22 protein-coding genes are annotated in these 22,618 nt (G+C 41.6%); 11 read left to right on the forward strand and 11 right to left on the reverse strand.

Annotated features, from left to right (window positions below):
* Positions 1 to 248: 248 nt before the first annotated feature.
* The 6 genes from AACZ87_RS13735 to AACZ87_RS13760 all read left to right on the forward strand — a co-directional run bounded on the left by AACZ87_RS13735 (position 249) and on the right by AACZ87_RS13760 (position 6,173).
* The gene (locus AACZ87_RS13735) at positions 249 to 743 is read left to right on the forward strand and encodes a DUF4168 domain-containing protein (protein WP_339867981.1); all 495 of its coding nucleotides are present in this window, start codon (positions 249 to 251) and stop codon (positions 741 to 743) included.
* A 151-nt stretch (positions 744 to 894) separates the two neighbouring features.
* Complete coding sequence (gene hemH / locus AACZ87_RS13740; RefSeq protein ID WP_339867982.1) at positions 895 to 1,923, forward strand: ferrochelatase; 1,029 nt, start codon at positions 895 to 897, stop codon at positions 1,921 to 1,923.
* Between the two features lie 308 nt (positions 1,924 to 2,231).
* Positions 2,232 to 3,395 carry an AIR synthase related protein gene (locus AACZ87_RS13745; RefSeq protein ID WP_339867983.1) on the forward strand — a complete coding sequence of 388 codons (1,164 nt, stop codon included), beginning with the start codon at positions 2,232 to 2,234 and terminating at the stop codon, positions 3,393 to 3,395.
* Between the two features lie 5 nt (positions 3,396 to 3,400).
* On the forward strand, positions 3,401 to 4,750 hold the full coding sequence (locus tag AACZ87_RS13750) for a neutral/alkaline non-lysosomal ceramidase N-terminal domain-containing protein (protein WP_339867984.1): 1,350 nt from the start codon (positions 3,401 to 3,403) through the stop codon (positions 4,748 to 4,750).
* A gap of 83 nt (positions 4,751 to 4,833) precedes the next feature.
* Positions 4,834 to 5,220: a DUF983 domain-containing protein gene (locus AACZ87_RS13755; RefSeq protein WP_339867986.1), complete on the forward strand. Its 387-nt coding sequence runs from the start codon at positions 4,834 to 4,836 to the stop codon at positions 5,218 to 5,220.
* Between the two features lie 38 nt (positions 5,221 to 5,258).
* Positions 5,259 to 6,173 (forward strand): helix-turn-helix domain-containing protein, encoded by a 915-nt coding sequence (locus AACZ87_RS13760; protein ID WP_339867988.1) that lies wholly within the window; start codon positions 5,259 to 5,261, stop codon positions 6,171 to 6,173.
* Here AACZ87_RS13760 and AACZ87_RS13765 read toward each other — a convergent pair.
* Positions 6,168 to 6,764, reverse strand: coding sequence for a class I SAM-dependent methyltransferase (locus AACZ87_RS13765; RefSeq protein WP_339867990.1), 597 nt, complete (start codon positions 6,762 to 6,764; stop codon positions 6,168 to 6,170). The two genes, AACZ87_RS13760 and AACZ87_RS13765, sit on opposite strands and share 6 nt — an antisense overlap.
* Positions 6,765 to 6,804: 40 nt before the next feature.
* On the opposite strand from AACZ87_RS13765, the gene AACZ87_RS13770 reads away from it, so the two are divergent.
* Positions 6,805 to 8,163, forward strand: coding sequence for an acyl-CoA dehydrogenase family protein (locus tag AACZ87_RS13770; protein WP_339867992.1), 1,359 nt, complete (start codon positions 6,805 to 6,807; stop codon positions 8,161 to 8,163).
* Here AACZ87_RS13770 and AACZ87_RS13775 read toward each other — a convergent pair.
* Entirely contained in the window at positions 8,160 to 8,999 is an 840-nt protein-coding gene (locus tag AACZ87_RS13775) for a hypothetical protein (protein ID WP_339867994.1), read from the reverse strand. The genes AACZ87_RS13770 and AACZ87_RS13775 overlap by 4 nt on opposite strands.
* Positions 9,000 to 9,116: 117 nt before the next feature.
* Here AACZ87_RS13775 and AACZ87_RS13780 point away from each other — a divergent pair, with 117 nt between their 5' ends.
* Complete coding sequence (locus tag AACZ87_RS13780; protein WP_283413727.1) at positions 9,117 to 9,755, forward strand: GDSL-type esterase/lipase family protein; 639 nt, start codon at positions 9,117 to 9,119, stop codon at positions 9,753 to 9,755.
* A 631-nt stretch (positions 9,756 to 10,386) separates the two neighbouring features.
* Complete coding sequence (locus tag AACZ87_RS13785; RefSeq protein ID WP_339867996.1) at positions 10,387 to 10,974, forward strand: hypothetical protein; 588 nt, start codon at positions 10,387 to 10,389, stop codon at positions 10,972 to 10,974.
* 207 nt (positions 10,975 to 11,181) lie between these two features.
* Here the strand turns inward: AACZ87_RS13785 and AACZ87_RS13790 are convergent, their stop codons facing one another.
* Positions 11,182 to 12,750: an arylsulfatase gene (locus tag AACZ87_RS13790; protein ID WP_339867998.1), complete on the reverse strand. Its 1,569-nt coding sequence runs from the start codon at positions 12,748 to 12,750 to the stop codon at positions 11,182 to 11,184.
* Between the two features lie 156 nt (positions 12,751 to 12,906).
* On the opposite strand from AACZ87_RS13790, the gene AACZ87_RS13795 reads away from it, so the two are divergent.
* On the forward strand, positions 12,907 to 14,040 hold the full coding sequence (locus AACZ87_RS13795; protein WP_339868000.1) for an ATP-binding protein: 1,134 nt from the start codon (positions 12,907 to 12,909) through the stop codon (positions 14,038 to 14,040).
* Positions 14,041 to 14,156: 116 nt separating this feature from the next.
* Here the strand turns inward: AACZ87_RS13795 and atpG are convergent, their stop codons facing one another.
* The 8 genes from atpG to AACZ87_RS13835 all read right to left on the reverse strand — a co-directional run bounded on the left by atpG (position 14,157) and on the right by AACZ87_RS13835 (position 19,850).
* Positions 14,157 to 15,029 (reverse strand): ATP synthase F1 subunit gamma, encoded by an 873-nt coding sequence (atpG, locus tag AACZ87_RS13800; RefSeq protein WP_339868002.1) that lies wholly within the window; start codon positions 15,027 to 15,029, stop codon positions 14,157 to 14,159.
* Positions 15,030 to 15,093: 64 nt separating this feature from the next.
* A complete protein-coding gene (gene atpA / locus AACZ87_RS13805) occupies positions 15,094 to 16,671 on the reverse strand; it encodes a F0F1 ATP synthase subunit alpha (protein ID WP_283413721.1) in 1,578 nt (525 codons plus the stop codon).
* 23 nt (positions 16,672 to 16,694) lie between these two features.
* Complete coding sequence (gene atpH, locus AACZ87_RS13810; RefSeq protein ID WP_339868004.1) at positions 16,695 to 17,255, reverse strand: ATP synthase F1 subunit delta; 561 nt, start codon at positions 17,253 to 17,255, stop codon at positions 16,695 to 16,697.
* A 9-nt stretch (positions 17,256 to 17,264) separates the two neighbouring features.
* The gene (locus AACZ87_RS13815) at positions 17,265 to 17,759 is read right to left on the reverse strand and encodes a F0F1 ATP synthase subunit B (protein ID WP_339868005.1); all 495 of its coding nucleotides are present in this window, start codon (positions 17,757 to 17,759) and stop codon (positions 17,265 to 17,267) included.
* 72 nt (positions 17,760 to 17,831) lie between these two features.
* Positions 17,832 to 18,092: an ATP synthase F0 subunit C gene (gene atpE, locus AACZ87_RS13820; RefSeq protein WP_091695803.1), complete on the reverse strand. Its 261-nt coding sequence runs from the start codon at positions 18,090 to 18,092 to the stop codon at positions 17,832 to 17,834.
* 38 nt (positions 18,093 to 18,130) lie between these two features.
* Complete coding sequence (gene atpB / locus AACZ87_RS13825; RefSeq protein WP_339868008.1) at positions 18,131 to 19,174, reverse strand: F0F1 ATP synthase subunit A; 1,044 nt, start codon at positions 19,172 to 19,174, stop codon at positions 18,131 to 18,133.
* An 18-nt stretch (positions 19,175 to 19,192) separates the two neighbouring features.
* Positions 19,193 to 19,576 carry a hypothetical protein gene (locus tag AACZ87_RS13830; RefSeq protein ID WP_339868009.1) on the reverse strand — a complete coding sequence of 128 codons (384 nt, stop codon included), beginning with the start codon at positions 19,574 to 19,576 and terminating at the stop codon, positions 19,193 to 19,195.
* A gap of 46 nt (positions 19,577 to 19,622) precedes the next feature.
* Complete coding sequence (locus AACZ87_RS13835) at positions 19,623 to 19,850, reverse strand: AtpZ/AtpI family protein (protein ID WP_339868010.1); 228 nt, start codon at positions 19,848 to 19,850, stop codon at positions 19,623 to 19,625.
* 148 nt (positions 19,851 to 19,998) lie between these two features.
* On the opposite strand from AACZ87_RS13835, the gene AACZ87_RS13840 reads away from it, so the two are divergent.
* The gene (locus AACZ87_RS13840; RefSeq protein ID WP_339868011.1) at positions 19,999 to 22,617 is read left to right on the forward strand and encodes a tetratricopeptide repeat protein; all 2,619 of its coding nucleotides are present in this window, start codon (positions 19,999 to 20,001) and stop codon (positions 22,615 to 22,617) included.
* The last annotated feature ends 1 nt before the right edge of the window (position 22,618 follow it).

Consider the following 22,618-nt stretch of genomic DNA (forward strand, 5'->3'; position numbering starts at 1 on the left):
AGCATAAATCAACTGTGGAACTCTGGGTCAGAGTATTGTTACTTGGGGCAATCTTTCGGCAAAATTTCTTTCTGTAGGCATCTACCAAGTGAATTGTTTTAGAACAGATTTGCGGGTCAAAACATGCTTATGCCATCTACAAGGCACTTAAGAAGTTAAAACAGGTTAAAGACCAGTCATAGGGCTACTCAGTCTTCAGGTTGGTTTTCAGTTTGTCGCTTGATTAACCTAACCAAAACAACAACCTGATGAACTACCTGAAAAAACTAAAAATCTTCTCGCTGGCCTTGATGGCATTATGTGTAACAGCAACCCTATCTATGGCTCAGCAAGTTAATCCACCGGAGACAGCCATCAAGTCAGCAGAGAATTTCTCAGAAGAAGAGATTAAGACCTTTGTCAAAATTAATAAGGACATTATGCCTCTACAGGAAAACATTCAGACAGATATGGTCAGCTCAATAAAAGAAAGTGGGCTAGAAGTACCGAGATTTCAAGAAATGGCACAGGCCCAACAGGGAGGAAAGCTTAAAGAAGTCTCTAATGATCCAAAAGAATTGGCATCATTTAGTAAGGCAGGAGAAAAAATAATGAAACTTCAAGAAGACCTACAAGTAGAAATCGAAGAAGTGATCATAAAAAATGAGATGTCTCCCGAAAAATTTGAGGCAATCTATATGGCCTATAATAGTAACCCTGAAGTGAAACAGAAAGTAGACAAATTATTTTCTAAAGACACCTAAGCTATATAATTCAGTTTTTCGAAAACAAACCCGGCCAATGTCGGGTTTTTTTTATGTTTGAAAGATTGCATGAGTATTTGATTCTTTCAATGTACTAATTGCTAACAAAGCCCTTATTTTTGGGGCATAATTGAAAATCAAGGAAAAGGACATGACTAAGACCGGAAAAACCGGCGTTTTGCTGGTAAACCTGGGAACTCCAGATAGTACCGCTACCGGCGACGTAAGAAAATACCTTCGCGAATTCCTGATGGATGGGCGAGTGATCGACATCCCATACATCAGTAGATGGATGCTGATCAACCTGATTATCGCTCCTTTTCGAGCACCGAAATCTGCGCATGAATATCGAAAACTATGGACTGATCGAGGTTCTCCCTTGCTTTTTCACACAGAAGATCTCCGAGATAAACTCATCGAAAAACTCGATTCCAAGGAATATAAAGTTGCCATGGCTATGCGCTATCAAACACCTTCCATAGAAGCTGGTTTGGAGGAATTGCGAAAAGCTCATGTGACTAAAATCATTGTTCTGCCACTTTTCCCTCAGTATGCTTCAGCATCTACTGGCTCTGTGCAGGACAAAGTAATGGAGATAGCCAGGGGCTGGCAGATCATTCCTGACATTACATTTATCAGCAATTTCATTGAGCATCCTTTATTCTTGGAAGCTTGGGCAGAGCGTGGGCGCGCCATGCTGGAAGGAAAAGACTACGACAAAATCTTATTCTCCTACCATGGACTTCCTGAGCGCCAGATACTCAAAGGCTCAGTAGAAGGTTATTGCCAATTAGGCGCTTGCTGTAATAAATATGGGGCAAAAAACCATTATTGCTATCGTGCACAATGCTTTCAAACAACACGATTGATTTGTGAAAAACTTGGAATCCAAGAGGACAAAGCAGTGAATTGCTTTCAATCCAGGTTGGGAAAAGATCCATGGGTAAAACCATATACTGATGAAGTGATCGATGATTTAGCTAAACAAGGTGTAAAAAAAGTACTGGCATTCTCACCGGCTTTTGTGGCGGACTGCCTGGAAACCACGGTGGAAGTCGCTGGTGAATACCGTGACAAATTCTTGGAAGCAGGAGGAGAAGAATGGGATTTAGTTCCAAGCCTGAATTCTGAAAACACCTGGGTGGAATGCGTGAAGGAGATGGTGCTGGAGCATTCTTAAGTTAATTGACTTTAACCGCGGAGTACGCGGAATCTATCGCAGAGAGAACAGTCGTCCTGTTTCTGGAGAAGCAGGACGTTTTATATTTAAAAGAGAAAGCACTTTGAAGACTGCGATGATTTTAGGTCCAAGTCTGGAGACTTGAACCAAATCAGGAGACTTTGAACCAAGACAGCAGCCCAACTCTTAAACTGTGCCCTCTGCGCAGCCTTTGCGTACTTCGCGGCTAAAACCATCCTTCCAATAAGCAACTCAACTTTACCTCCCTTATTCACCCATTTTGCCAAGAACGTATTAACTTTGCCCCCATGAACGAGCGATACATGCAGCGCGGAGTTTCCGCCTCCAAAGAAGATGTCCACAAGGCAATATCCAATCTTGACAAAGGACTTTTCCCTCAGGCCTTTTGCAAAATCGTAGAAGACACCCTCGGTAATGATCCTGATTATTGCAATATCATGCATGCGGACGGAGCAGGAACCAAATCCTCTCTGGCTTATTCCTATTGGAAAGAAACAGGAGATGTGAGCGTTTGGAAAGGTATCGCTCAGGATGCTATCATCATGAACACCGATGATTTGCTTTGCGTGGGTGCGATCAATAATATCCTCGTTTCCTCTACGATTGGTAGAAACAAAAACCTCGTTCCTGGCGAAGTGATCTCTGCCATCATCGAAGGAACCGAAGAGGTTCTTCAGATGCTTCGTGACAATGGCGTCAACGCTGTACTTACTGGCGGAGAAACTGCTGATGTGGGAGACTTAGTTCGCACAATTATCGTGGATAGCACAGTCACTTGTAGAATGCGCCGCGATGAAGTGATCTCCAATGATAAGATTCAGGGTGGCGATGTGATCGTAGGCTTGGCCTCCTTTGGTCAGGCAAAATACGAGACAGCATACAACGGTGGCATGGGAAGCAATGGCCTTACTTCTGCCCGTCATGATGTTTTCAACAAAGTTTTAAAGACAAAATACCCTGAAAGCTTTGATCCTTCTGTACCGGAAGATCTTGTTTACTCAGGAAAATATAACCTTACTGATCCGGCTCCAGGAGCTCCTGTGAATATTGGCAAGTTGGTACTTTCACCGACCAGAACTTACGCGCCAATCATGGTGGATGTGTTGAACTACATGAGACCAAGAATTCATGGCTTGGTGCACTGCAGCGGTGGAGCGCAGACCAAAGTCCTTCACTTCGTGGACGACGTGCATGTGATCAAAGACAATTTGTTTGAAACCCCACCCCTTTTCCAAATCATTCAGGAAGAAAGCGGTACGGACTGGAAAGAGATGTACAAAGTTTTCAACATGGGTCACAGAATGGAAGTGTACCTGGACGAGCGCTATGCTGAGGAGATCATCGATATCGCAGAATCTTATGGCGTAGAGGCACAGATCATTGGTAGAGTAGAACCGCATCAAGGCAAAAAAGTAACGATTACCAGCCCTCATGGTGTTTTTGAATATTGATTTCAATGAGTGCTAAGAGCATCCTTATAAAAACAACAAAAGTCCTAAGCTGGACTTTTGTTGTTTTGGTGGTAATCGGCTTGATTATTTTGACCAAAGTTGATCGATCTCCGATTGAGGACCAAGCCTTTTATAAAGAGACCTTGGAGAGCTTAGATCAAAGCACTTTTTCAAACTCCCAAGGCGAAGCATGGATCGCAGGTTGGTCAAGTGTGAATATGACTCCCGCTGAACCGGCTGATTTGGTTGGCTATGCACCACGAGGAAAATATGAATTCGTGCAGGATAGCAGCTTTGTCAAAGCATTGGCTCTTTCTAATGGAAATACGCGGATTGCCTGGCTTAATTATGAATTGCTGATCGTTCATCCTCATCTTGCTGAGCAACTTCAAAATGCCATAAGCGAAGCAAAACTTCCAATTGATCAGGTGATTTTCACAGCAACTCATACACATTCTGGAATGGGCGGATACATGCCTGGTCCGATGGGAGAACTGGCTTTTGGCGGATACGATCAAGGGATTGTGGATCTGATGGTCTCCAGCAGTCTTTCTGCTTTGCAAAATGCTATTGCCTCCCAAGACACTGTTTCAATTACCTACCGGAAATCAGACGCAGGTGCACTAGTCGCCAATAGATTTGTGAAAGATGGCCCTACGGACCCATTTGTACGCCAACTTATTTTTACCAAAACATCTGGTGACAAAGCAACTTTCCTCACCTATTCGGCTCATGCTACGACGATGAGCACCAAGTTCATGGGCCTGTCCGGCGATTACCCATTTTACCTAACAAAGGATTTGGAAGCTGGAGGTTTTGACTTTGCCATGTATGCTGCAGGAACTGTAGGAAGTCATAGGCCTTTGAGGCCGGGAAACACACCTGGAATGGTCGAGCGATATGCCCATCAATTGGACTCTACGCTGAATCTGAGGATGACTTACTTTGCTACTGTCAAAAATCATAGAATCAAAACGGGCTACTTACCAATTTCCTTGCGGGAACCGCATTTGAGAGTTTCAGACAATCTTCGACTTCGTCCTTGGCTGTTCAATTATTTACTAGGCGAGACCAATGCTCATTTAGACATTACGCAGATTGGTAACATGCTTATGATTGCTTCCAGCGGAGAACTCTCCGGAGTTTTCTATGAAAAGTGGGAGAAGCTGGCGCAAAGCAGAGGTTTGAATCTTATCATTACGACTTTCAACGGCGGATACATTGGCTACATCACTCCTGATGAACTCTATGACGAAAACTTCCACGAGGTGCGCGAGATGAACTGGTATGGCCCTGGTAACGGAAAGTATTTTGATGAAATGGTGATGGCTATTATCAAGAAGTCAAGCCCTTAAAGGTCCGAAAAGTCCTCATATAAGTAGTTTTTATCCAGTTATCTCAAAAATCCTTGAGCTATTTTTGCCAAAACTTAAAAGCCATGAGATTCTCCACACTGAAAAGTATATACCAATGCAAGTGCCCTCGCTGCCATAAAGGGGATATGTTTTTGCGTGGTAAATTATTGAATCCAACCAAGTTTTCTGTGATGAACAAATCCTGCTCGCATTGCGGGCAGTCCTTTGAACCAGAACCTGGCTATTACTTCGGGGCTATGTTCGTTAGCTATGCGATCAACACTGCGCTATTTATTACTGCCTGGGTGGCCTTGACGATATTGAAACCAGACTATTCTCTGTCTCTTCTACTTTCTTTGCTGGGTGTAGCGGCCATTGTTTTTCTGCCATTCATCTACCGAATCAGCAGATCAATATGGATAGCAATTTTTATTTCCTACAAAGGCGAAGACATCACAAGTTCATCCTGATGGCTTCATCTCGCTGAAGTAAGTATATTTGGAATATCTTGAGTTTCGAAGATATTCCAACTATGCCAAGCAGTGCACTTCCTATATTTCACATTCCAGATTTCGGGCCTGACGCGATAGATTCATCGCATTTCTATTATTCTGGACTGAAAAACCACTTGGCGACACACCAATTTATCCAGAAACCACACAAGCATGATTTCTACATCATTGTAGTTTTCACTCAAGGGAGAGGAAGCCACACCATAGATTTCAAAACCTATCCAGTAGAGCCTGGCTCCGTCTTTTTCCTAAGTCCTGGGCAGGTTCATTCTTGGGAGCTTTCTCCAGATACAGATGGACACATTTTATTCTTCAGCACTGATTTTTATACCTCCACTTTCTCCAGAAAAAGGCTAAACGATTATTCACTTTTCAACTCAATTGTGGAATTTCCTAAGCTGGAAATCGATACACCTGAGACAAGTGAGGTTCTTTTCTTTTTTGAAAAAATAGATCAGGAAACCAAAAGTCCAAACTGGTCAACCAAGGATTTGCTGAGAAACTATATTGATACACTTCTTATTTTGTTGTATCGATACAAAGGCAGCAAAACTTCCTTTTCGCCCGAAGAAAAACTGGTTCACAATCAATTCCAGCAGCTGGAATTACTGATTGACAATCACTTTAAGAAACATAGAGAAGCGAGTTTTTACGCGGATCAGATGAGCCTCAGCATGAAACAACTCAATTCACTGTGCAAAAACACTGTTTCCAAAACCAGCTCTCAACTTATTCTAGACAGAGTTATCCTGGAAGCGCAACGACTTTTGACACATTCGGATTTGAACATATCAGAAATTGCATACGAGCTGGCATTTGAGGATTCGTCCTATTTCAGCCGCCTATTCAAAAAGAAAACGAACCTGACTCCTGAGCAATTCCGAAAACAACTCGATAACACAGGCTTATAATCTCCAAATCTGCGCTTTTACCCAACCTTTCAGGAATTCTATTTCCGGGTTTTTCGCCCACTCTTGACTCAATAGAATTTCCTCATAATCAGGAATACTTGCCCGCTTATGATTCACAACTATCCTAAAAAAAGTGATCATACTTCGATGCAATCCACGCTGAATAGCGTTTTTTGGAGCAAAAAAATCAGCGAGGTAAATCCTGCCTTCCGGTTTAAGACTGTTTCTAATTTCCCCTAAAAGGCTAATGATCTCCTCATCAAGCATGGTGTCCAGCACAAAATGAAGCCAAACTTCATCAAAAACCTTTTCTTTTTCCGCCTGAAAATAGCCCAGACGAAAGCTCAACCTGCTTTCTTTTAAATTAGCCTCAGCCTTCTGAAGCATAGATCTGGAAATTTCCCAGTACTCTCCTGCCAGTTGATCCTTGAATACTTGGTAATCCAGGCCGTCACCTCCACCTATAATGAGTACTTTTTTCCCAGCTAGATTTTCCGAAAAACAGGTTTTTGCCAGCTTCAATTGATCCCCAAAAACCAGTTTGGTCAGGTGATTGTAAAAAGGAGCAAGTAAACTATACTGATCTTTCACTAGTTTAAAGGAATGAACTAATTCCCAAAATACCCTTTTTATGAAGAATCTATTCAAAACCATCGGCGGACTCCGTCAACTTTTATCCACTGTCGATCTGGATCAAATCTCAAAGCTTTCCCAAAAAGTAGATATCTCCAAAATGGTAGGTCTGGTCTCCCAGATGAGCGAAGAAGACCTATCCAAAATGATGGGAATGATGAAAGGTGGAAGCCGTCCGAAAACCATCCCGCCGATCAATGGAGATTTTTATGAGCTAGGCAAAAGCCTGCCTACCCACGAACGGGAGATTCAACTTCGTGTCCGTGAATTTATGGAGCGGGAAATCAAACCCATTGCCAATGACTATTGGAACCGTGGGGAATTTCCCATGCAGATTATCCCGAAAATGGCTGAACTGGATATAGCTGGATTGACTTATCAAGGCTATGGATGTCCGGGACATTCGGCATTGCTGGAAGGCTTCGTGGCTATGGAAATGGCGAGAATAGACACTTCAATTTCCACTTTTTTTGGAGTGCAAAGTGGACTCGCAATGGGTTCAATCTACCTCTGTGGTTCCGAAGAACAAAAGCAGGAATGGCTTCCTTCCATGCAAAAACTGGAGAAAATCGGTGCATTTGGCTTGACCGAACCTGAAGTGGGATCGGGAGTAGCAGGTGGCTTGACCACTACTTGTAAAAGAGAAGGTGATGCTTGGGTGCTGAATGGACAGAAAAAATGGATCGGAAATGCTACGTTCTCAGATATGACTGTGATCTGGGCGAGAGATCTGGATGATCAGCAGGTGAAAGGCTTTATAGTGCGAAAAGATAATCCAGGCTTTAAAGCAGAAAAGCTGGAAGACAAAATGGCGCTGAGAATAGTACAGAACGCGTTAATCACGCTGACGAATTGTGAAGTCCCGGAATCAGACAGATTGCAAGAAGCGAATTCTTTCCGCGACACTTCCAAAGTACTTCGCATGACCAGAGCTGGGGTAGCTTGGCAAGCCGTGGGTTGTTCTAGAGGAGCGTATGAGTTGGCCTTGGCATACACCAATGAACGCAAGCAATTTGGTAGACCAATCGCATCTTTCCAGCTCGTTCAGGATCTTTTGGTGACTATGCTTGGAGATTTGACCGCAATGCAGACCATGGTTTTCAGACTATCGGAAATGCAGGATGATGACATTTTGAAAGATGAGCATGCATCCTTAGCCAAAGTTTTCTGCACCCTTCGCATGCGATCAATCGTGGATCATTCCCGTGAGCTTTTCGGAGGAAATGGAATTTTGCTACGCCATGACATCGCGAGATTTGTGGCAGATGCGGAAGCAGTTTATAGCTACGAAGGAACCAAGGAAATCAATTCACTGATCGTAGGCCGAGCCATAACCGGGCATAGTGCATTTGTCTAAAGCAACAGTAAAATCGCAGGAATCAGGAAAGCAACTTCCATTCGCATCCTGATTTTCTCAGGACTGGCGCCTGATTTGAAAAAGCTCAAATAGTGAACAAGCAACATTAACAATATTAAACTCGGGAAGATCCTATAAAGAGAATTTACCAGTAGCAAGCCAATCAATGCAACTAGCATTAATCCGATTGCCAGCTGGTGAATTCTCGGATTAAGTTTCTCCTGAGGGATAATAGTGGCTATGGAAGAAAAGCCTGACTGCTTATCGCTTTCCTTATCCAAACTGGACAGCATAATCAGATTTAAATAAGCCAAGCCCATATATAAAAGGGTGAGGCCAAAGGCTGTCCAGGTGTAATCTATTTCGGGTGCTTCATACCAAGGAAGCCAAGAAATCCCGATCACATAGAAGATAGCCGAACTGAGTTCCTTTAGTCGAACTTGCTTTGCTGCCAATTTTCTCACCGCCAGCATTATCCCCAAAATCAGTACCCCGAGCCCTGCTCCGAAAAATAATTCTTTAGAAAACCCGAAAAATTTAATTGCCCAATACAGACCAATACAGCCAACTAATCCAAGGATTGCCAGCAATGGTTTTTGGTAAATTAAATGAAAATGATGCCTATCCGCTGCATGATCTGCTGCCAGTTTTCGTGCATCCATCAAATGGTCAGCTGTATAAATACACCATACCGCCATCCCTAATAAGGCATATTCCTGCCAATTCAAATCAACCCGCAGCGCTCGCTCAAAAAAAAGCATTCCGGCCATAGCGCCAAGAACTACATCTATGGAAAGCCAGGTGATTCGCTGATGGAATTTAAAAAGAAACTGCACAGCCTAAAGATAGGGTGATTGGGCAAAAGTCCATAGTTGGTACTCGGATGCTCATGGATATTATTTATTTTACGAATCAATTCTCAAACCCATAAACCTTAAATCATTTATTTAATCATGAAAAAATCCACTTTACTGTTAGTAGCCCTACTTGCCTTCGTTACTTTTTCTTTTGCGCAAGCTCCTATCAAAATCGCCTGCGTAGGAAACAGCATCACCCAAGGTCCTGGAAGAGATAATCCAGATAGCTGGCCACTGCAGATGCAGGCCATACTCGGAGATGCGTATGAAGTTGGAAATTTCGGTGTTTCCGGACGAACATTGCTCCGCAAAGGAGACTACCCTTATTGGAATGAACCACAGTTTCAGCAAGTCAAGGATTTCGGAGCAGACATTCTTATCATCATGTTGGGAACCAATGACTCCAAGCCTCAAAACTGGAAGTATGCTTCTGAATTCAGACAGGATTACCTGGATATGATTGCGGAGTTTAAGAAAACCATGCCTGCAGATGGCAAAGTCTATGTGATCATGCCAGTACCCGTAACCCGTGAGAACTTCGGAATCACTCCTGTGGTGATGAACAACGAGCAGCGCATGATGATCATGGATATTGCCATAGACTCAGGTTCCGAGCTAATCGATCTTTACACGCCATTTATGGGTCATGAGGATTTACTACCTGATGGCGTACATCCAAATACCGAAGGATTGGGCATTATGGCGAAGGTAGTCGCAAGGGCGATACGCTTGTAGGATGCTAGGTGTCGGAAGTCCGATGCCCGGTGTCACAAACCCTCCAAGTTTTTAGAAATTTGGAGGGTTTTGTTTTTTAGTTCAATCCTCTTTGGGATTTCCATATCACTGGATAGTATAGATATCCACGACTCCCAAAATTTACTTTAGGTATGTCAGTTATTTAAAGTTGGACCACTTCGTGGTCGTGGATATGAATCCAAATGTAAAAGCAAGACCCCAAATGGGGTCAAACCATTACTAGCCATGGGTGCAACCCATGGTTTAGAAAAATGACGTAAAAAACCATGACCCTGTAGACGGTCGAACTTTTTCAAGTTAACAATCACATTTAACAATACTTTCTTAGATCCAGCATTCTCCATTCCTTAAGCTTGGTTAACACTAAAGGAAGGATGATACTTGGTATATTTATTGACTTCTTGACTTCAAAAACTGACACATCTTTTAACCTGACTGATGTTGTTTATTGCCACATAATGAAGTAGTTAGAAAACCACGGGGTGTAATATCAGGATAACGAATTGATAGTGGTTTATGGCACAACAAAAATTTCCCTACCCTTCTACTAGAAGGTAAACTTTTCCAATAATTATTCTAACTTAAGTACACTTAACCAAATGTATCAGCTATGAAAGCTTCAAAACTCACCAATTTTCCCCTAGTAATTGTTGTGTTTATTTTCCTTTCTCAAGGGAGTACTTTCGCCCAGAATACTGTACCAGATGAAGTAGCATCTATAGTCAATATGCCTTTAATGGACGGAGAGACCAAATTAGAAAGTCTAGGATATGAAATTTGTTTTTCCAGTCTATTTGGAAAGAAACAAGATTGGTACAATAAAGCTGATAATATTTGTATCACTTTACATTTTGATAAGAAATCACATGATATCACGTCCGTTGAAATAAACCCAGAGACTAGTGTCTGTAAGCAGGAAGTGGAAGCGGCAAATAAAATTTGGGAAAAATACCATGATGGCCAAGCCCCGGCTTCCTCAGCAAAGCTGGATGAAGAACGAAAGAAACTAGCAGATAAGGGCTTTAAAGTCTCTTATTGGGTAGACCAACTTTCACCAGGCAGAGCTAGTGAATACTGGGTGAATGAATCTACGCAGCAAGCCATGTATATTGTCTGGGATGTTCAGGGTTCTAAGTGGAGTAAAACAGATAAAACCGACTTCCATGAAGGGACAAACCCTGCTCATGCCCATAAATAAAGGATTTTCTTTTGCTTGATCTTCCGATTTCAACGGGAAGGTGATTCTACGCTTTCCTAACTATAAATAGCTAGAGCTAGCAAAAAGATCTCATAATTAAGCCCACAAGCCGTACAGGTCTGTGGGCTTTTCTCTTTATTTTTTTTGCATTTATAATCTACATATGCAGTAGGTAGCAAAAGCATTTTAGCTCAAGGAATTAATCAATCACTCCTCCACAAACCCAACCTGCTTCCACTCCCCTTCGATTTTATCATTTTGCTGCGGAGAGCCGGGGGTGCTTCTGCCCTCTTTGATATACTTGATCAACAAGGCTTTTAGCGAAGCGACCTTCTCCTCATTTTCAGCATAGACATTTGTCGTCTCACCAGGATCAGATGCCAGATTGTACAACTGTACTTCAGGAAGATCTGCTTCAGCTGGAGTATTTGGCTTAGGGACACTCCATCCACCGGAACCCTTGGCCATAATCAATTTCCAGTCGCCTTGACGAATCGCAAAGCTCCCATTGATGGAATGTGAAACGGTGGCTTCACGGAACTGCTCCACTTTGCTATTTGCATCAAAAAGCGAAACCAAACTGTAGCTATCCTCGCCTTCATTATCCTTGAGGGTATAGCCAGAAAGCTCTGCTCCAGTTGCCATCAAATCAGTCAAACAGATTGTTTCATTTCTAGAAGTTCCTTTTTGGATTTTAGCTGGCCACTTGGCAATAAAAGGAACCCGGTGTCCACCTTCGAAAATATCAGCTTTATGTCCACGGTAGATGTAGCTGGAGTAGTGGCCTTCTGCCTGCATCACATCCAATCCTGCAGCTGGCGAACCTCCATTGTCACTAGTGAAGATTACCAGTGTATTTTCTTCAATGCCTGCTTCTTTGATCGCTTGATTCACCTGACCTATGTAGTCGTCAATCATCATCATGAAGTCAGCAAATGGAGCCAAACCACTTTTGCCCTGCCACTCAGCAGGTGGCAAAATCGGAGTATGCGGTGATGGTAATGCCAAGTAAAGGAAAAACGGTTTTTCTTCTTTTGCCTGCTCTTGAATGTATGCGATAGATCGCTCAAAGAAATTCGGAGTAACTTTCTCATGGTCAAAATCCGGGGACGTTGGCCCTTCTCGCCACCAGGAGTATTTGCCAGTATTCACAGTGACGGTATCTGGAATGGCAGTAGCTTTTCCATTTTCGACATAGACATACGGCGCCATATCAAGAGAACCGGAGTGACCATAGGCATAGTCAAAACCCAAATCATTTGGGGTATGGGTCACCGGTTTGCTGAAATCAATCTGATCAAAATCTTTCGCATCCCATCCTTCACCTCGGAGCGTGTCTCCATCTACTAAGCCCCAATCCCAACCTAGATGCCATTTGCCAATGAATGCGGTGTTGTATCCTTGGGATTTCAGCACTGACGCCATAGTACTACGATTATCCGGAATCAGAGCTTTAGAATTACCTGTCAATACACCAGACTTCAGCGTACTTCTCCAATTATATCTACCTGTCAGAAATCCGTATCGGGTAGGTGTACAAACTGCAGAAGGTGTATGTGCATCGGTGAAAATCATCCCTTCAGAAGCCAATTCGTCTATGAAGGGGGTTTTAATTTTTCCTTCAGGATTAAATGCTTTCACATCTCCATAGCCCAAATCATCCGCTAGAATGACGATAATGTTTGGTTGCTTGGCTTTTTCTTCAATTTTCTCAGCGCAAGAGAAGAGTGCAATAAATGAGAGAATGACAGCAGGCAGTTTGGTGCAAATTTTCATAATAAGGGATAGCTGAGATTATAGCGTAATTTAGGGCAAACGACCCACTTTTAAAAGTAAAATTTAATAAGTGAAAGGGTTTGTGGAATATTACTGATTCAATTTTTTTAATTTACTTTTTGTAAATTACCTTTAGTAAATCAATTTTGTGAAGATATGCAATTTCAAACGCCCAGCAATCCATTTCCTACGAGCAGCTACTACGGCTCTGACTATTTCTGTGATCGGGAGGATGAAAGCACGCATATAATTAAACTTCTTGAAAACGGCCAATCCTGCCTTTTGATGTGTAATAGAAGGCTAGGAAAAACTGCACTGATCCAACATATCAAGTATTTGCTGCCACCTGAATATGGGTTTATTTACCTTGATATTTTGGCTACAGAAAATGAGCAGCAATTTCTTGATGCACTTGGCTCTGCATTGCTTCAATCTTTTCCAGAGAAAAGCTCAGTAGGAAAAAGCGTTTGGGAATTTATAAAAGGGCTTCGACCAATCATCAGCTTTGACCAACTCAGCGGAATTCCCCAGGTATCCTTTCAAGTGCAACACTCCGAAAAACCCGTGCAGGATATTTTGTTATTTCTATCCAAACTTGATCATCCGGTGATCGTGGCGATTGATGAGTTTCAGCAAATCCAATTTTACCCAGAAAAGAATACAGACGCGTGGCTGCGAAGTACTATTCAACAACTACAAAATGTACGTTTCCTGTTCTCTGGAAGTAGACAGACCTTACTTTCTGACCTATTCTCCAATCCAAAAAAGCCTTTCTATAAAAGTGCGAATCCATTAAAACTGGAAAAAATCTCTCAGGAAATATATCGTGAGTTCATCATCCGGACATTTGCAAAAAAAGGAAAAACGTTAACTGAAGTTCTGGCAGAAGAGATTTTGGACTGGACAAAATGCCACACCTATTACGTACAACATCTCTGCAACCGGCTATTTCAGATGGACAAGAAAAAATACGAGCGGGCAGATTGGCAAGACTGTGCACAAAACATCCTGAAGGAACAAGAGGTATTCTTCTTCAACTACAGGTCGCTTCTAAGTAAACAGCAGTGGAAACTTCTGGTAGCCATCGCCAAAACAGGTGTTGTTTACGCCCCGACATCCAAAGATTTTATTGGAAAAAATAAGTTAGGAAGTTCTGCCACCGTTTTCAAATCCATCGATTCTCTATTGGAAAAAGAGATGATTTTTAAAGAAATTAATCAAGAAGGTGCTCCCTATTACCAATCTTACGATGTGTTTTTTGAGCGATGGATTCAGGGAAAGGATTTTTGAAAAAACAATTGCAATCGAATAAGGGCGAAAAATCTTTTGCCCCTTCCACCCTAAAATGAAATAAAAAAACCACAACCCTTGCGAGCTGTGGTTTTGGAAAGTAGGTCTATCGTTTATTACTTACCTCCAAGTGCATTGGCACCAGAGACAATTTCAAGTATTTCATTGGTAATGGCAGCCTGACGTGTTCTGTTGTACATCAATCTTAGCTCTTTCAGCAATTCACCGGCATTATCTGTGGCCTTATCCATGGCGGTCATTCTAGCACCATGCTCAGAAGCATTGCTTTCTAGTACAGCTTTGTAGAACTGGATTTTCAAAGACGTTGGAACCAACTCTTCGATAATATATGCTCTTGATGGTTCCAGGATGTAATCCGTATCAGCAGTTTTCTCCTCAGCAGAATCATCTTTTGCCATAGGCAAAAACTGTTCTACACGAACTTCCTGCGTAGCTACATTCTTGAATTCATTATAAACCAAAGCAACTTGGTCAAATTCTCCAGCTACAAAAGCATTCATCGCAAATTCTGCTGCGCTTCTAGCATTCTCAAAGCTGAGGTCCTGAAATAACTGAGAATACTCAGAAACCATATTGAAATCACGCTTTTTGAAAGCTTCAAAAGCTTTTTTACCAATAGGAAGAATAGTTATATTCTTTCCGGCAAATTGTCCTGCAATGGCCAAATTTACCGCCTTGATGATATTTGTATTGAAAGCACCACAAAGTCCTTTGTCTGAAGTAACAGGAATGATCAGTACATTTCTTACTTCACGCTTTTCAGCAAAAATAATATCTGCAGCTCCTTCAGAAGCAGCTGATACGTTATTCAGGATTTGAGTCAACTTCTGAGAGTACGGACGCATCTGAGTGATTTTGTCCTGCGCTCTTCTAAGTTTAGCGGCGGAAACCATTTTCATGGCCTTAGTAATCTGCTGGGTAGAGACTACTGAGGTTATCCGTTCCTTTACTTCCTTAAGATTAGCCATCTTGGTTGCGTTGTGCTAGGGTATAGATAACCGGAAGACTCTCGCCTTCCGGTGTTCAAATCAATTATTTTGAATATTTAGGAGCTAATTCTGCTGCTGCCTTAGAAAGAACTTTTCCAGCCTCATCAACTTTTCCTTTTAGGATGAAGTCAAGTGCTTCTGGATAAGACGTATCCAATAGTGTGTAGAATTCTTTCTCAAATGCTCTGGCGTTTTCTACTGGAACTGTATCCATCAAGCCTTTAGTAGAAGCATAGATAATAGCTACCTGATGCGCTACAGAAACTGGAGAATACTGCGCTTGCTTCAAGATTTCCTGGTTTCTTCTACCTCTTTCGATCGTACGCTTAGTAGTCGCATCTAGATCAGAACCAAACTTAGAGAATGCTTCCAATTCACGGAAAGCTGCCTGATCCAATTTCAAGGTACCGGCGATTTTCTTCATTGATTTGATCTGCGCGTTACCACCTACTCGGGATACGGAGATACCTACGTTGATCGCAGGACGGATACCAGAGTTGAAAAGGTTAGTCTCCAAGAAGATCTGACCATCTGTAATAGAGATTACGTTAGTCGGGATATAAGCAGAAACGTCACCAGCTTGAGTTTCAATAATTGGAAGTGCAGTCAATGACCCGCCACCTTTTACCAAGTGCTTGATAGAATCCGGCAAATCGTTCATTTCCTGAGCGATTTTATCAGATTTATTGATTTTCGCAGCTCTCTCAAGCAATCTTGAGTGAAGGTAGAATACGTCACCTGGATATGCTTCACGTCCCGGAGGTCTTCTCAATAGAAGAGAAACTTCACGGTAAGCTACTGCTTGCTTAGAAAGATCATCGTAAACCACCAAAGCAGGACGACCTGTATCTCTGAAGAACTCACCGATCGATGCACCAGTAAATGGAGCAAAGAACTGCATTGGAGCTGGATCAGAAGCAGGAGCTGCTACTACAACTGTATATGGAAGAGCACCACCTTTTTCAAGGGCCGCAACTACACCAGCAACGGTAGAAGCTTTCTGACCGATTGCAACGTAGATACAGAAAACTGGCTCTCCTTTATCGTAAAATTCTTTTTGGTTCAAGATCGCATCGATAACTACCGCTGTCTTACCAGTCTGACGGTCACCAATAACTAATTCTCTTTGACCTCTACCGATTGGAATCATCGCATCGATAGATTTGATACCTGTCTGAAGCGGCTCAGTAACTGGCTGACGGTAGATTACACCTGGAGCTTTACGTTCCAAAGGCATTTCGTACAAGTCCCCAGTGATAGGACCTTTACCATCGATAGGGTTACCTAGAGTATCCACTACACGACCAAGCATTCCTTCACCTACTTGGATAGAAGCAATTCTTTTAGTTCTTTTTACAGTGTCACCTTCTTTTACAGATTTGGAGTCACCGAAAAGTACTGCTCCGACGTTGTCTTCTTCCAGGTTCAGTACCATTGCTTTCAGACCATTGTCGAATTCTAGCAATTCACCGGACTGTGCCTTAGAAAGTCCATAGATACGAGCTACACCATCCCCCACTTGAAGGACTGTACCCACTTCTTCGAGTTCAGCTTCGGTTCTTGCACCAGAGAGTTGTTCTCTTAAAATTGCCGAAACTTCATCAGGTCTTACTTCTGCCATGATATATAGATTAATGCTTTTTGTTAGATTTTACTTTCGTAATGATTTGTGATAAACTGAGTTTTCAATTGTCTCAGTTTGCTACTCAATGACTCGTCTATCTGACGGTCATTTACTTTCAAGATATATCCACCAATCAGGTCTGGATTTATATTCTCAACCAATTGTACTGATTTCTTTCCAGATACTTCTTTCACAACCTCAGCAAACTCCTTGCGAAGCGTATCATCGAGAGGAAAAGTAGTAGTCACTTCAGCCACCTGAATTGACATATGAAGATTGTATTGGTTTTCAAATTCCCTTGCTACATCAAGAAGAATCTCTTCTCTATTCTTGCGAGAAATAATCTCAAAGAATGTCATAGTAAGCGGATCAACACTTTTGGCAAACAGTGCTTTTAGCACATTCAATTTCTTATCAGAACCTACTATTGGGTTTTTCAACACCAAATTCAATTCATGATTGCTTTCTGCCAAAGCAGTCAGCCTAAGAAAATCTGTATGCACCTCCTCTAGTCTTCCTTTTTCCAAAGAAAGTTCCATGATTGACTTGGCATAGCGTGATGCTACTCTCTGGTTTGACATGGAGGTGTATTAGTTAAGCTTAAGTTCTTTGATGAATCCTTCTACCAAATCCTTTTGAGACTTGTCATCAGAAAGATTTGCTCTCAATAATTTCTCTGTTATGTCCAAAGAAAGTGAAGCAACCTGAGACTTCACATCTGCCAAAGCAGCTTTTTTCTCAGTTTCAATCACCGCCTTAGCATTCTCGATCATCAAAGCTCCAGCTTTTACAGCTTCTTCTTTGGCATCATCGATCATTTTAACAGAAGCGTCCTGAGCTTTTTTAAGAATAGTATCTCTTTCCAATCTGGCTTCAGCAAGAAGTTTTTCATTCTCAGCTTTCAAATTAGCCATTTCATTTCTAGCAGTTTCAGCTGCCTTCAATGCGTTGTTAATACTTGTTTCTCTTTCTTCAATAGCAGCAAGCATAGGCTTCCAGGCAAACTTGATTAAGATAAACAAGAGTGCTAAAAAGCCAAACAACTGCCAGAAGATCAGTCCGGAACTAGGTAAAATCAGATCCATTAGATATATATAATTTCGTTATTGTTCAAAAAGAGGGATTGGCCCTAACGACCAATCCCGATTCATTTGTTCTTAGAAAGCGATACCGCCTGCATTCAAAGCAATAAGTAGACAAACTACTACTGCAAACAGGGAAACCACCTCGATCAAAGCTGCAATGATCAACATAGCAGTCTGGATTTTACCAGCAGCCTCAGGCTGACGAGCAATAGATTCCATAGCTTGTCCACCAATTCTACCGATACCAAGTCCTGCGCCAATCGCAACAATACCTGCACCGATACCAGCACCCATAAGTGCCATTCCAGCTGTTAATAAGATTGAAGTTAACATACGTTTTTATTTAATAAATTGAACAAAGAAATTCCTATTTAATGTGCCTCGTCGTGTGCATGCTCTGCTACTGCAGAACCGATGTACATCGCCGTGAACAGGGTAAATACATAAGCCTGAATCGTAGCTACCAGTAACTCGATCATATTGATAAATGTCACCATCAGCGTACTAACCACTCCAATAGTGTATGACTCAAATATGAAGACCAAAGCTATGAAAGCCAAGATTACAATGTGACCTGCTGTGATGGCTACAAAAAGACGAACCATCAATGCAAAAGGCTTAGTAAACAAGCCGATAATCTCTACCGGAACAATTACCAATAGTAATGGAATAGGAACACCGGGGGTCATGAAGACGTGTTTCCAGTAATCCTTATTGCCATTGACATTTACAATGATAAATGTCAATACCGCTAAAGTGGCAGTAACAGCGATGTTACCAGTCAGGTTAGCCGCACCTGGAAGCAAACCGATCAGGTTACCAATCCAGATGAAAAAGAAAAGTGTAAGTAAGTAAGGTACGAACTTCTTATACTTAGGACCGATAGCTTTATGAGCAATCTCGTCTCTAACGAATATAACTATAGGCTCTACGATTGCCGCAGCTCCCTTTGGTGCAATAGCACCGTGCTTCTTATAGTGACCAGCAGCAGAAAGAGATAGAATCAATACTACTGCTATTACCAAGAACATCATCACAACGTTTTTAGTAATAGACAAATCAGTGAAACTTGCACCATCTACTCTACCCATGTGATCATGAGAATCGATGAAATAACCTTCATGCGCATGCTCTTCTCCAAAGGCATGAGTTTCGTGATCTTGAAAGTCCTTAGAGCTAAAAACTTCTAGGCCTCTATCTCCTGAATATACGATTACAGGCAAGGAAAGCGTTACGTGGGTATGACCAACATTGAAAAAATGCCACTCGTGCGAGTCTTTGATGTGATGCATGATGAAGCCCGTAGGATCTTCACCTCCATCTTCAGAATCTGCTCCAGAAGCAAAAGACACACTGGAGAAACTCAGCAAAAACGCTGACAATAAAATACTTAGGGAAAGAAATTTGCGCGTCATCTACTCTTTTTTTGAGGGCTACTTCGAAATCGGGCGCAAGTTAGCCAGAAACGTGTAGATATCAAAAACCAGATAGAACAAAAACAGAATAAAGAAATCCACCACAAACAAAAGAATATTCTCTGTTCCCATAAAAACCATGATTCCGATGAAGGATAAGGAGGCAATTATCCTTAGTATCATTCCCACCATTTTTATTTGAAGTAGGTTTTCTGAAGAACCTTTTAGCAGCCAAAGACTCATTACACCCACCAAATAGGACGATATTGCCAGAAAAGACAGAATTTTCCAAATGTCCGCATGAATAGTGGAAGGAAGCAACCAACCCAATAAAAGGATCAGCAGACTTAATATTCCAGTGAGAAGGAAAAATTTCAGATGATAGTTAGATTTCAACAGCATGGGTATTAATTTCTTACAAATTTATCCCAAATTTTCTTTTGTCTGACTACTTATCCGATCGAATCGAATTCCACAACTGATAAAAAGCTATCCCAATCGAGGCAAAACAAAAAAGTAAGAGCCACAGAGGGAATTTCATGTCGCTCTTTTGCTGAATCCACCAGCCCAGCCAAGTTCCTCCTCCAATAACCCCGAAAAGCTGAAACGACAAGCCTATGTATTTCACATACGCCGGGGGTCCATTTTGCTCATTTTTCTTTGACTCATTACTCATATCATTCAGCTTATTTATTTCTTAAAAGTATTGAAAAAATAGAGCGAATAGCCTGCCACAGTAAAATCCAGAAATAATAGACCATCTAATTCGTTCACTAAGTAAATCAAAAGACCTATTTTGCTACTTTAATTGGGCAAAACAACTCATGAGGAGATTTTCCAAGCTAGCATTAATCATTTTACTTTTTAGTGGGGCATGCTCTTCCGAGCGCAACACCTTTACAAACAGGACATTTCATAATGTCACTGCGCACTTCAATGCCTATTACCTTGCCGATGTCAAATTGAAAGAAGTAGAAACAGAGGTTTTTCAAAACTACAAAGAAGACTTTACTCAGATTTTACCGGTATTTATTCCTTTTGATTCTTCTACTATCCAATCCAATGAAGAGAAACTCCAATCCTCTCGAGAATTAGCCTCCAAAGCCATAGAATGGCACAGAATAAGTAATTGGGTAGACGATAGTTATTATATTCTGGGCAAGCTGGATTATTATCAATCCCATTTTGACAATGCAAAAAACACCTTCAAATATATCAATGTGAACTCAAAAAGTGCCGATGTAAGACATCAGACTTTAATCACTTTGCTGCGACTTTATGTAGATCAAGCGGAAGTTGAAAATGCGAATTTCACTATTGATTACCTCTCCAAGGAAACTGATATTTCAGAAGAAAACAGGTACGAACTTTATCGAACCTTAGCCTATTACTATGAGAAAAGAGGGGATAAGAGTGGAGTAATCGGTGCATTGGATAAAGCAATAGAATATTCGCAGGACAAAAAAGAAGCTTCTAGAATCAACTTTATCCTAGCCCAACGCTACCAGCGGGAAGGTTTTGATGCATTGGCTCATGAATACTATGAAAAATCCTTAGATGGAAACCCTCCTTATGAGCGGAGTTTTTATGCGCAACTCTACGCTCAGCAGGTAGCAGAACTAAATGCATCCAAGGATCTCAAGAAAGTCAGAAAGTACTACGACGACCTCTATGAAGATCCAAAAAACAAAGACTTAAAAGATGTGGTCATCTACGAGCGAGCACTTTTCGAAGAAAAGCAAGGTGACACAGAACTGACGCTGAATTTGCTTCATCAAGCTGCAAAAGAACCGGGTAGCAATCCACGAGTAAAGGGGTATATCTACCAAAAACTTGCCCAAATAAACCTGGGGAAGTTTAAGGACTATCGGGCAACAAAGTACTACTTGGATTCTGCCCTCACTTTTATTAATGAAAACGACCCTGTGGCCCTAGAAATCACAGGTCAAAAAGAATCATTAGATAAATACGTTTTTCATTTTGAAAGAATCCAAGGAAATGACAGCTTGTTAACCTTAGCAAAATTGTCTCCTGAGGAGCAAAAACTAGTTGCAGAGAATTATCTAAAAGTAGAAGAAGAAAGACTTCTGGCTGAAGCAGAAGCACTTCAAAAACCTCAGAGCAGTAGTATTTTTGATAACCTATTAGCCTTTAGCGACAGAGGTGGAGGTTCATCATTTTATTTTGACAACAGTGTCGCAATGCAGCAGGGCGCTATTGATTTCCGAAGAACTTGGGGGAATCGTCCCTTGCAAGATAACTGGAGAAGAAGTGCCGTGAGCTTTCAAAGCACTGCTCCTACTATTCCTGAGCCTTCAGATGGAGATTCTACAGCAACACAAGCCGAAAGTATTGTCAGTCAATTACCAACAGTTGATGATTTGCTAGGAGGAATCCCCAATTCTCCCGAGCAAATTGAAACGCTGAACTTTGAGTTGGAGGAGTCTTATTTTGAGCTTGGTAAACTTCTTTATTTTGATCTAAAAGAGACTGAGCAAAGCATTGATAACCTGGAAACGTTGGTTCGTGATTATCCTAATTCTTCACGAAAGCCAGAAGCATATTATTTGCTCTACTTGGCCCAAAAAGATTTGGGAGGAAATTCACAGCAATATGTCGGCCGACTGAATCGAGAGTTCCCTGAATCTCAATACACCTTTTCAGTAAACAATCCTGATGCTGCCTCGGGGAATTTGGCCTATGTAGAATCTTCCAAGAGATATGAGCAGGCGTATAATTCCTATTATGCGGGGGAATACCAAGCAAGTAAATCCACCATCAAGTCAGCTTTGGAGGAATATCCATTAACTCGTAATACTGAACGATTACTCCTCCTCGACATCATGGTTACTGGCAAAACAGAAAGCCGTGCAAGGTATAGAGAACGATTAGAAAATTATATTCAGAATTCTCAAGATCCAAATTTGGTAGAATTGGCAAGGAATATGCTAAAACCAATGCTGTCGGCTGCAGAGCTGGCAGAACTGAATCCAAAAGAAACTCAAGCAACAGATTCTACGCAAGTTGAAAGCAAGGATTTGTCAGGGGAAGGTGAAGAGGGGTCTTTGACAGAGTCTCCTTTTAAATACAATCAAATTGCAACGCACATCTTTGTGATTGCGATGGAACCAGGGCAGGTGAATGAGGTGAAGAACCTGTTGGCTGATTTGGATAATTTCCATTCGGCAAACTTCCCTAAGGAGCGATTGAGAACGGGAGATATGAATAAGTATGAAAATGCTATTTTCATCATAAGCCCATTTACAAATGCAGACAAGGCAAAAGTATATTATGAAAAATTTCAGAAAGAATTCAAATCAGAAGGACTGACCCAGGAGGTAAAATCTAACTCATTTGTGATCTCAATTGAAAACTTTCAAATATTGGACAAAAGGAAAAATTTAGAAGAATACAGGACTTTCTTTAAGTCCGCTTATAAGTAAA

The organism is uncultured Algoriphagus sp., from assembly GCF_963974365.1.
Taxonomy (GTDB): domain Bacteria; phylum Bacteroidota; class Bacteroidia; order Cytophagales; family Cyclobacteriaceae; genus Algoriphagus.